This window comes from Kitasatospora sp. NPDC054768, from assembly GCF_053612025.1.
The window spans coordinates 1-9,500 of the sequence record NZ_JBSHBN010000245.1; the positions used below are offsets into that span (position 1 = coordinate 1).

General features: G+C 73.2%; 8 protein-coding genes. 3 read left to right on the forward strand and 5 right to left on the reverse strand.

Annotated elements, in window-relative coordinates; translation table 11 throughout:
• Positions 1–16: 16 nt before the first annotated feature.
• The 3 genes from ACWGKU_RS38880 to ACWGKU_RS38890 are packed head-to-tail and all read right to left on the reverse strand — an operon-like array spanning position 17 to position 1,859.
• A complete protein-coding gene (locus ACWGKU_RS38880; RefSeq protein WP_452191778.1) occupies positions 17–745 on the reverse strand; it encodes an NADH-quinone oxidoreductase subunit C in 729 nt (242 codons plus the stop codon).
• Positions 742–1,452 (reverse strand): NADH-quinone oxidoreductase subunit B, encoded by a 711-nt coding sequence (locus tag ACWGKU_RS38885; RefSeq protein ID WP_380553812.1) that lies wholly within the window; start codon positions 1,450–1,452, stop codon positions 742–744. Before ACWGKU_RS38885 ends, ACWGKU_RS38880 begins: the two co-directional genes overlap by 4 nt.
• Positions 1,443–1,859 carry an NADH-quinone oxidoreductase subunit A gene (locus ACWGKU_RS38890; protein WP_359902891.1) on the reverse strand — a complete coding sequence of 139 codons (417 nt, stop codon included), beginning with the start codon at positions 1,857–1,859 and terminating at the stop codon, positions 1,443–1,445. Before ACWGKU_RS38890 ends, ACWGKU_RS38885 begins: the two co-directional genes overlap by 10 nt.
• Positions 1,860–2,147: 288 nt before the next feature.
• On the opposite strand from ACWGKU_RS38890, the gene ACWGKU_RS38895 reads away from it, so the two are divergent.
• Positions 2,148–3,368, forward strand: a complete 1,221-nt coding sequence (locus ACWGKU_RS38895; RefSeq protein WP_452179063.1) for a sensor histidine kinase — start codon at positions 2,148–2,150, stop codon at positions 3,366–3,368.
• A 135-nt stretch (positions 3,369–3,503) separates the two neighbouring features.
• Here ACWGKU_RS38895 and ACWGKU_RS38900 read toward each other — a convergent pair whose 3' ends face one another.
• Positions 3,504–4,628 carry a S1C family serine protease gene (locus tag ACWGKU_RS38900; protein ID WP_452179065.1) on the reverse strand — a complete coding sequence of 375 codons (1,125 nt, stop codon included), beginning with the start codon at positions 4,626–4,628 and terminating at the stop codon, positions 3,504–3,506.
• Between the two features lie 196 nt (positions 4,629–4,824).
• On the opposite strand from ACWGKU_RS38900, the gene galE reads away from it, so the two are divergent.
• Complete coding sequence (gene galE, locus ACWGKU_RS38905; protein WP_452179062.1) at positions 4,825–5,811, forward strand: UDP-glucose 4-epimerase GalE; 987 nt, start codon at positions 4,825–4,827, stop codon at positions 5,809–5,811.
• Positions 5,812–5,869: 58 nt separating this feature from the next.
• On the opposite strand, the gene ACWGKU_RS38910 is transcribed toward galE, so the two are convergent.
• The gene (locus ACWGKU_RS38910) at positions 5,870–8,257 is read right to left on the reverse strand and encodes an outer membrane protein assembly factor BamB family protein (RefSeq protein WP_452179061.1); all 2,388 of its coding nucleotides are present in this window, start codon (positions 8,255–8,257) and stop codon (positions 5,870–5,872) included.
• A gap of 448 nt (positions 8,258–8,705) precedes the next feature.
• Between ACWGKU_RS38910 and ACWGKU_RS38915 the strand changes: the two genes are divergently transcribed.
• Positions 8,706–9,353 (forward strand): TetR family transcriptional regulator, encoded by a 648-nt coding sequence (locus ACWGKU_RS38915; RefSeq protein WP_224284690.1) that lies wholly within the window; start codon positions 8,706–8,708, stop codon positions 9,351–9,353.
• Positions 9,354–9,500: the final 147 nt, after the last annotated feature.

Consider the following 9,500-nt stretch of genomic DNA (forward strand, 5'->3'; position numbering starts at 1 on the left):
CCGACCCCGCGGACACCTACCGTGTCCGCCGCGGCCGGTCCGCCCCCACCGGAGGGCCGCCCTCTGCGGCGGCTGCAGCACCGGCAGCGGCGGCACCGCCGGCCGCGCCCGCCCGGGGCGTCCGCGCCGCCGCGCCCGCCGCCCGCGCACCGCGCGCGGGCCGCTCGGCGACCGGCGGCAGGGTGCCCTTGAGCGGCCCCCACTCGTTCGGGTCCGGCACGCCGGCCGGCTGCATCTTGCGCCGGGCCGGCCCGCCGCCGTGATCGGACTCGCCCGGCTCCTTGGCGCCCGGCCAGTCCTTGGCGACCCGCGCCGCGAGCACGAACTCCTTGCGCAGCGGGTTCCCCTCGAAGCCGTCCGGCAGCAGCAGGGTGGCGAGGTAGGGGTGCCCGGGGAAGTCGATGCCGAACATCTCGTGGGTCTCGCGCTCGTGCCAGGCGGCACCGGCGTAGACGGCGACGGCGGTCGGCAGCGCCGCCCTGTCGCGCGGCACCCGGGTTCGCAGCGCGAGGTGTCGCACGCCCGGCGCCTCGACGGCGGCCAGGTGCGCGACCACGGAGAAGCCCTCGGCGAGCTCGTCGACGGCGCTCAGCCAGTCGAAGAAGCCCAGCCCCAGGACGTCCCGGGCGTTGGTGAGCGCCTCGATCCAGTTCTCGGCCGGGACGTCGACGGTGATCAGCCCGTACGCCTCGGCGCCGGTCGCCCACTCCCCGACCGACGCCGCGCACTGCTCGGCGGAAGTCACGAGACCCCTCCCTCGGTCGAAGAGCCGGCCGGCGCCCCGGTCGGGGATCCGGCCTCGGGAACGTCCCCGGAGCCCGTCCCGGTGCCGTGCGAGGGCCCGGTCACCAGCGGACGGCGCAGCGCCGACGCGGGCGCCGCGTAGCGGTCCGGCAGGGACTCGGCGGCGATCTTCTCCTGGAGCTTGAGGATGCCCTGGAGCAGCGCCTCCGGCCGCGGCGGGCAGCCGGGTACGTAGACGTCCACCGGGATGATCTGGTCCACGCCCTTGGTGACCGAGTAGGAGTCCCAGTACGGGCCGCCGGAGTTGGAACAGGCGCCGAAGGAGATGACGTACTTCGGCTCCGGCATCTGCTCGTAGAGGCGCTTGACGGCGGGCGCCATCTTGTCGGTCACCGTCCCGGAGACGATCATCAGATCAGCCTGCCGGGGTCCGGGCGCGAACGGGATGACACCCATCCGGATGAAGTCGTGCTTGGCCATGGACGCGGCGATGAACTCGATCGCGCAGCAGGCCAGGCCGAAGTTGAAGCACCAGAGGCTGTAGCGGCGGCCCCAGTTGAGCACCACCTTGACCGGGTCCGGCGCGAGCCGGGCCAGCGGGCCGATGCCGCGGCGCTCGACGGCGCCGGGGCGCGCGGGGTCCGGCAGGCCGAGCGGAACGGGACCGCCCTCGGCGCCGCCGTGCGAGTGGGAGTGCGTCACGTCCATTCCAGAACGCCCTTCTTCCAGGCGTAGAGCAGCCCGACCGCGAGGAAGCCGATGAACAGGAACATCTCGATCAGGGTTCCGGCGCCGTACCCGGCGGTGGCGAAGACGGTCGCCCAGGGGAACAGGTAGATCGCGTCCACCGCGAAGATCACGTACAGGAAGGCGTACACGTAGTAGCGGATCTGGGTGTGCGCCCAGTCCTCGCCCACCGGGTCCACTCCGCACTCGTACGTGAGGAGCTTCTCGGGCGAGTACACCACGGGTCGCAGCAGCCGGTTGGCGGTGAACGCCACGGCGACGAAGAGCACCCCGACGACGGCCAGCAGACCCATCGCGGCGTACGCGTCGAAGTAGCCGCTGCCGACCGCCGGGTCGGCCGCGACGGCAGCCGCGTGCTTCCCCTCCATGCCTTCGCCTCCACCTCGACCGAGAACCCGCCCTAAGGACAGTTCTACGACGTTTACTCTCACGGGCCTAACGATGGCCAAAGCGTGAGTCTAAGGGGACCGCTCCGCTCCGCCCGAAACCTGCTCGGTCCGCAAGACGGCCGGTGGACACCGTGGCGGACCGCCGGCGACCGGGCCCGGGGGTGGGGTTAACCCCCGACCGGGAAGATGTATCACCCCCATGGCATCCCCCGCCCGCCGTTCGGGAAGCTTGGTCCAGCCGCACGACGAAGAGGGACGGTAGATCCGATGAAGCCGCTGCACCGCGCCGTGGACGCCATCAAGGAGCAGGACGCTCGGATGGAGCGCCCACCGCTGTACGGCAAGAGGATGTGGCACCAGGTCGGACGACTGCTGCTCAACCTGCCGCTCGGCATCTTCGGCTTCGTGCTGGCCGTGGCCACGCTCTCGGTCGGCCTGGGGATGTCGATCACCGTGATCGGCCTGCCGCTGCTGGCCGGCGGCCTGGCGCTCTCGCGCTCCCTGGGCGCGCTGGGCCGGCGGCGGGCGCGGTCGGCCTACGACTCCGGGATCGACGAGCCGCAGCCGGTGGAACCGCGCCGCCCGGGGATGGTCGGCTACACCATCGCCCAGCTCACCGACCTGCTGAACTGGCGCTCGGCGCTCTACAACGTGCTGATGCTGCCCTGGGGCGTGCTCAGCTTCGCGCTGACCCTGATCTCGGTGATCGCGCTCTGGCCGGTGCTGCCCTGGGTGGTCCGCGGGCTGGCCGCGGTGGACCGCATCCTGATCGAGTCGCTGCTCTTCCCGGGCGCCCTGGCCGAGCGGGTGCGCGAGCTGGAGGACGACCGCGGCACCGTGGTCGACACCGCCGCCGCCGACCTGCGCCGGATCGAGCGCGACCTGCACGACGGGGCCCAGGCCCGGCTGGTCGCGCTGGCGATGGACCTCGGCATGGCCAAGGAGCGGCTGCGCGAGGTGGAGTCCGAGGACGACATGGCGGCCGCCGCCAGGATGGTCGACAACGCCCACGGCGAGGTGAAGCTGGCCCTCCAGGAGCTGCGCGACCTGGCCCGCGGCATCCACCCGGCGGTGCTCACCGACCGCGGCCTGGACGCCGCGCTGTCCTCGGTCGCCGCCCGCTGCACCGTGCCCGGCGGGGTCCGGGTGAACGTCGACCTGACCGGCCCGGACGGGCAGCCCGAGCGCCCCGACTCGGCGGTCGAGGGCATCGCCTACTTCACCGTCAGCGAGTTGCTGACCAACGTCTCCAAGCACGCCGGCGCCCGCTCGGCCTCGGTCGAGGTCTGGCGCTCGGAGCACCAGCTGATGGTGCTGGTCCAGGACGACGGCAAGGGCGGCGCGGCCCCCTACCCGGGCAGCGGACTGGCCGGGCTGGCCGAGCGGATCCGCGCGGTGGACGGGGTCTTCCTGGTGGACAGCCCCGAGGGCGGCCCGACCACCGTCACCGTCGAGCTGCCCTGGCGCACCCGCGCCGCCCGCCGCTGAGCGCCCGCTCCCCCGGACACGGCAGGGCGCCGGGACCTCGTCGAGGCGGAGACGAGGTCCCGGCGCCGGTCCGGTACGGCACCCGGCCCGCTGAACCCTTGCGCGGCGTGCGGCCCGGCGTCCCCGTACCGGGGCTCAGGGCGAGGTCTGGGCGGCTGCCAGCTCTCCGAGGGTGACGTCGGCGGTCTTGGTGGCGCCGTTGCGGGTGTAGGTGACGGTGACCTTGGTGCCCGGACTGAGCGAGGCGAGCGCGGTGGTGAGCGCGTTCAGCGAGTCCACCTGGGTGTCGCCGATCTTGGTGATGACGTACCCGGCCTGGAGCCCCGCCGAGGCCGCCGCCCCGCCCGGGGTGACCTCCACGATGACCGCGCCGGAGGGCTGGAACTGCTGGTTGAAGCTGGTCCGGGCGGTGATGCCGAGCGCGGCCCGGCCGGAGTTGGTCACCTTGCCCTGCTTGATCAGCTGGTCGGCGATGTTGGTGATGGTGCTCGCCGGGATGGCGAAGCCGATGCCGGGGGCGGCGGCGCCGTTGGTCTGCGGCTCGGTCGCGGCGAGGGTGTTGATGCCGATCACCTTGCTGTCCAGGTCGGCCAGCGCACCGCCGCTGTTGCCCGGGTTGATCGCCGCCGAGGTCTGCACCATGTTGCTGATCGTGGCGCCCGGCGACCCCGGCCCCTGGGGCTCGGAGACGGTCCGCCCGATGGCCGAGACGATGCCCTGGGTGACGCTGCTGGAGAGGCCCAGCGGGCTGCCCATGGCGAGGGTGATCTGGCCGATCTGGACCTTGCCCGAATCGCCGAAGCTGGCCGGCTTGAGACCGCTCGGCGGGTTGTTCAGCCGGATCACCGCGAGGTCGGAGTCGGGGTAGCTGGCGACCAGGCCGGCGTCCAGCGCCGTGGTGCTGTTGGCGAGGGTCACCGTGAAGGTGGTCGCGGTGCCGACCACGTGGGCGTTGGTGACGATGTCGCCCTTGTCGTCGTAGACGATCCCGGACCCGAGGCTGTCGCCGGTGGTGATCTGCACCACGGAGGGCAGCACGTTGGCGATCACCGCCTGGTAGGCGTCCTGCAACTGGGTCCCGCCGTTCGACTGGCCGGACGACGAGGCGGCCTGCGGGGAGCCGGCCGCCGGGGACGAACCGGTGGCGGCGACGGTGGACGAGGAGGACGTGCCGCTGCTGCACCCGGCCAGTGCCAGCACGGCCGCCAGCGCCACCGCGACGGCCCCCGGCAGCCGCCCGCCCGGCGGCCTCGGCCCGATCGGCCGCGGCCCGGCGGGCAGGGGGTTGGCGTGTTCCTTGTGACGGCGCACCTGGCTGCCTCCGATTCGTCACCGCGCCGAACGGGCGCAGGTGTGGACGCACGGAAATCCTGCTCAGCTTTTCACCGTTTTGTCCGCTTTGCGGCCTCGACTCGCCCGAACGTGGCGATCGAATCCGAACGCCTAGGATCGGCACATGACTTGGTTGATCACCGGCGGTGCCGGATACATCGGCGGACACGTCGTCCGACAGCTGCTCGACGCCGGGGAGCGCGTCGCCGTCCTGGACGACCTCAGCACCGGCGACGCCTCCCGGCTGCCGGCCGGCGTCCCCCTGATCGAGGGCTCCACCCTGGACCGCGCCGCCCTGGACGCCGCGATCCGCGAACACGGCGTCGAGGGCATCCTGCACTTCGCCGCCAAGAAGCAGGTCGGCGAGTCCGTCGAGCAGCCCTTCCTGTACTACCGCGAGAACATGATCGGCCTCCAGACCGTCCTGGAGGCCGCCGCCGAGGGCGGGGTGAAGCGCTTCCTCTTCTCCTCCTCCGCCGCGGTCTACGGCATGCCGGACGTCGACCTGGTCACCGAGTCCACGCCCTGCGCCCCGATGAGCCCGTACGGCGAGACCAAGCTGACCGGCGAGTGGCTGGTCGCCGCGGCCGGCAAGGCCCACGGCATGTCCACCGTGGCCCTGCGCTACTTCAACGTGGCCGGCGCCGCCTCCCCCGAGCTCTCCGACGCCGGGGTGTTCAACCTGATCCCGATGGTCTTCGAGCGGCTCACCGCCGGCGAGGCCCCGCGGATCTTCGGCGACGACTACCGGACCCCGGACGGCACCTGCGTCCGCGACTTCATCCACGTCTCCGACATCGCCTCGGCGCACGTGGCGGCCGCCCAGCGGATGGCCGCCGACCCGGCCGGCGCGACCTCCCTGGTGCTGAACATCGGCCGCGGCGAGGGCGTCAGCGTCAAGGAGATGCTGGAGGTGATCGGCAAGGTCACCGGCTACGACACCGCCGCCGAGGTGACCCCGCGCCGCGCCGGCGACCCGGCCCGCGTGGTGGCCTCCGCCGACCTGATCCACCGCGAGCTGGGCTGGACCGCCCGTCACGACGTGACGGAGATGGTCTCCTCCGCGTGGGACGGCTGGTGCAGCCGCCACCCCGGGGCCCGCAAGGCCTGAGGCACGACCCGGCGCCGCCGCTCCGGCGGCGCCGACCCGGCGGTGTCCGCCCCGCGGTTCAGCGGGCGGGCACCGCCGTGCCGTAGAAGGCGTCCAGCGCGTACACGCAGCGGTCCTTGGAGCCGACGAAGACCCGGCCGCCGACCGCCACCGGCGAGCCGGTGAGCTCGCCCTTGGTGCCGAGCTCCCAGCGCAGCTGACCGCTCGCCAGGTCCAGGGTGTGCAGCGAGTGGTCCCGGCTGCCCAGGTGCACCAGGCCGTCGGCCACCGCCGGGGAGCCGACGATCTCCCCGCGGGCGGTGTAGCGCCAGCGCTCCCGGCCGCCGGCCGCCTCGAAGGCGTACAGCACCTCGCCGTTGCCGACCAGCACCATGCCGTCCGCGACCACCACCGGGTCGGCGCCCTGGCGGCGGCCGGTGACCCCGCGCCAGCGGTCCAGGCCGGTGGCCGCGTCCAGCGCGTAGACCGTGCCCAGGTAGTCGGCCACGTAGACCGCGTCGGAGTCCAGGGCGGGCGGGGTGAACAGCACCACCGGGGCCTCGAAGCGCCAGCGCTCCGCCCCGCTGGCGGCGTCCAGCGCGTACACCCGGGTGCCGGCCGACACGTACAGCACGCCGCCGCGCTCCACCGGGTGCGAGGGCACGTCCTCGCCGACCGGGAAGGACCAGCGCAGGCCCGCGCCGCGCGGGTCGACGCAGCGCAGCCGCCCGCCGCCGTAGTAGTAGGCGGCGCCGCCCACCAGGACCGGGCCGGACTGCGGGTTCTCGTAGTCCGGCTGGGCGTCGTCCGCGCGCCACAGCTCGGCGCCGTTGGCGGCCGAGCGGAGCTGGACGCCGCCGCCCCTGATGCCGCAGCAGAGCACGCCGTCGGCGGCGGAGAGCGAGTAGACCCAGCCGTCCAGCGAGGTGCGCCAGCGCTCGGTGCCGTCCGCGGCGTCCACGGTGTACAGGTGCGGGCCGTCCGCCGCGTGCACCCGTCCGGCGTCCACCGCGAGCGCCCAGGCGACGTCCCGGGTCTTGTAGCGGCGCTCGCCGGAGGCGATGTCCAGCGCGTGCACCTCGAAGCTGGAGACGAAGAGCGTGCCGTCCGCGACCACCGGGGTGCCCCAGACGTCGTTGGACATCCGGAACCGCCAGGGGCGCCAGCGGGCGACCGGCGCGGGCGGCGGGGTGGGGGCCCGGCGGACCCAGTCGGTCGTGGCCGGGGCGGTGCTCGGGCCGGGCTGCTCGTACTCGGCCCGCGGCCCCGGGCCTATCCGCACCGAGGCACCGGACAGCTGCACCTCGACGGAGCCGCCGGTCGGCGCCCGGTGCCGGTTCGGGGAGGCGATCTTCGCGGTCGGGATCTCGGCGTCCGAGTGCGGGCCCGGCTGCGGCAGGCTGTGCACCGGCCCGGCCGGCGGCTGGGCGTGCCGCCCGCCCGGGTTGGTGCGCGGGTCGGCCGGGCCGAGGTGCTGCGGCGGGACGTGCGCGGGCGGGACGTGCGCGGGCGGGCCCTGGGGATGCGGGGGCGGCTGGGCCGGGCCGGCCGGCGGGCGCGACGGCGGGGCGGCCGGACGGCGGCCCCGCTTGCGCTCGATCAGCTCCAGCGCGTTGGCCGGCAGCCACTCCCCGGCCTCGCCGGAGGCGTCGTCCCGCGAGAAGAGGTGCGGGGCCAGCTCGGTCTGGATCTGCGCCGGGGTGGGCCTGCGCTCGGGGGCCTGCTGCATGCAGGCGCGGACCAGGTCCATCAGCTCCGGCGGCATGCCGGTCAGGTCCGGCTCCTCGCGCAGCAGCTGGAACACCGTCTCGACGGGGTTGGAGCCCCGGTAGGGCGGGTGCCCGGTGGCGCAGAAGACCATCAGCGAGCCGAGCGAGAAGACGTCGCTGGCGCCCCGGACGGTACGGCTGTCCCGGGCCTGCTCGGGGGACATGTAGGCGGGGGTGCCGACCGCGACGTTGGTCATGGTGAGCCGGGTGCTGGACACCCCGGCGGCGATGCCGAAGTCGATCACCTTCGGGCCGTCCTCGACCACCAGGACGTTGGAGGGCTTGAGGTCGCGGTGGATCAGCCCGGCCGCGTGGATGGACTGGAGGGCCTCCGCGATGCCGGCGACCAGCCAGCGGGTGGCCTCCACCGGCAGCGGGCCGCAGTCCTCGACCAGGTCCTCCAGCGAGGGGGCCGGGATGTACGCGGTGGCCAGCCAGGGCACCCGGGCGTCCGCGTCCGCGTCCACCACGGCCGCCGTGTAGAAGCCGCCGACCGTCTTGGCCGCCGCGATCTCCCGGGCGAAGCGGACCCGGAACAGCTCGTCCTCGGCCAGCTCACCCCGCACGGTCTTGATGGCCACCCGCCGCCCCGACGCGGAACGCGCCAGGTAGACCAGTCCCATCCCACCCGCGCCGAGCCGCCCCAGCACCTCGAAGGGCCCGATCCGCCTCGGATCGTGCGCCGTCAGCTGGTCCACTCCGCTGCCACCTCCCCGTTGTCCGCACCCGCCGCGTGGTGCCGGACCCGATTCTCCAATGCCGTCCTACGCATATCCAACCTCCCCCACCCCCCGGAACCCGTCGTCCGGGCCCGGACCGACCCCCCGACAGCCCTCTGACCAGCGAGGACGGAACGGCCGGATCCTGACGCCCGCTCCGGGGGCGGCTTGCGCCCGGAGCCCCGGACCGTCCACTTCCGGACGGGACCGCACCCTTCGGCCGTCGTCACGCTCTGTCACCCAACCACCCCTCAGCGGACTCGCCGTCACGCTGTGAGGTCAAAAGCACACGGGGGGGCTTCAACAGGGGCTTCGGAGCCCGGTGAATATCCGTCCGAAGTGGTTCATGCCGCTATACCAACCCCCGTGCGGAGTAATAGTCGCATCACCGAATCGCGCCAAGATCGTGCCACGGTAAGCTGACGGCATGACAGGACAAGTTCGCACCGTCGACGGTCGCGTCGCCGGGCGACGCGGACAGGAGACGCGGCAGAAGCTGCTCGATTGCCTCCGCGAGATGCTCAGCACGTCGCCCTATCGGGACGTCAAGGTCATCGACGTCGCCCGTATGGCGGGTACCTCCCCCGCGACCTTCTACCAGTACTTCCCGGATGTCGAGGGCGCTGTCCTCGAAATCGCCGAGGAAATGGCCAAGGACGCCGACCAGCTCAAAGAGCTGGTGGCCGGAAAGTCCTGGGCAGGGAAGTCCGGACCGACCACTTCGGAAGAACTGGTCGACGGATTCCTCGCCTTCTGGCGCAAGAACGACGCCATTCTCCGAGTGGTCACGCTCGGTGCCGCCGAAGGGGACAAGCGGTTCTTCAAGATCCGCATGACGGTCCTCAACGCGGTCGCCAAGCCACTCGCGGAGGCCGTCAAGGAACTCCAGGCGAAGGGTCAGGCCGACAAGTCGCTCGATCCGAACGCCGTGGCCGGGGCCCTGGTCTCGCTGCTCGCCTCGGCGGCCGAGCACCAGAAGGCCTTCACCTCCTGGGGCGTCAAGGTCAAGGACCTCAAGCCCAACCTCGCTCCCCTGGTGTACCTGGGCGTCACCGGCAAGAAGGCGCCCAAGTAGGACCGTTCTCCGACCCATCATCCGCTCCGCGCGCAGCCCCGGCCTCCTGTCCGGGGAACGACGGACGGCGGCCGTGTCCTCGGGGGAGGTCCGCCGACGTACCGCACGCGCGCCAGACATGCCGGTGGGCGGGCACCCGGGACAGGG

Excerpts from the sequence above, each read along its gene's own strand:
- ACWGKU_RS38885 (WP_380553812.1), bottom strand. The coding sequence starts at position 1,452 with ATGGACGTGACGCACTCCCACTCGCACGGCGGCGCCGAGGGCGGTCCC.
- ACWGKU_RS38890 (WP_359902891.1), bottom strand. The coding sequence starts at position 1,859 with ATGGAGGGGAAGCACGCGGCTGCCGTCGCGGCCGACCCGGCGGTCGGC.
- ACWGKU_RS38895 (WP_452179063.1), top strand. The coding sequence starts at position 2,148 with ATGAAGCCGCTGCACCGCGCCGTGGACGCCATCAAGGAGCAGGACGCT.
- galE (WP_452179062.1), top strand. The coding sequence starts at position 4,825 with ATGACTTGGTTGATCACCGGCGGTGCCGGATACATCGGCGGACACGTC.
- ACWGKU_RS38915 (WP_224284690.1), top strand. The coding sequence starts at position 8,706 with ATGACAGGACAAGTTCGCACCGTCGACGGTCGCGTCGCCGGGCGACGC.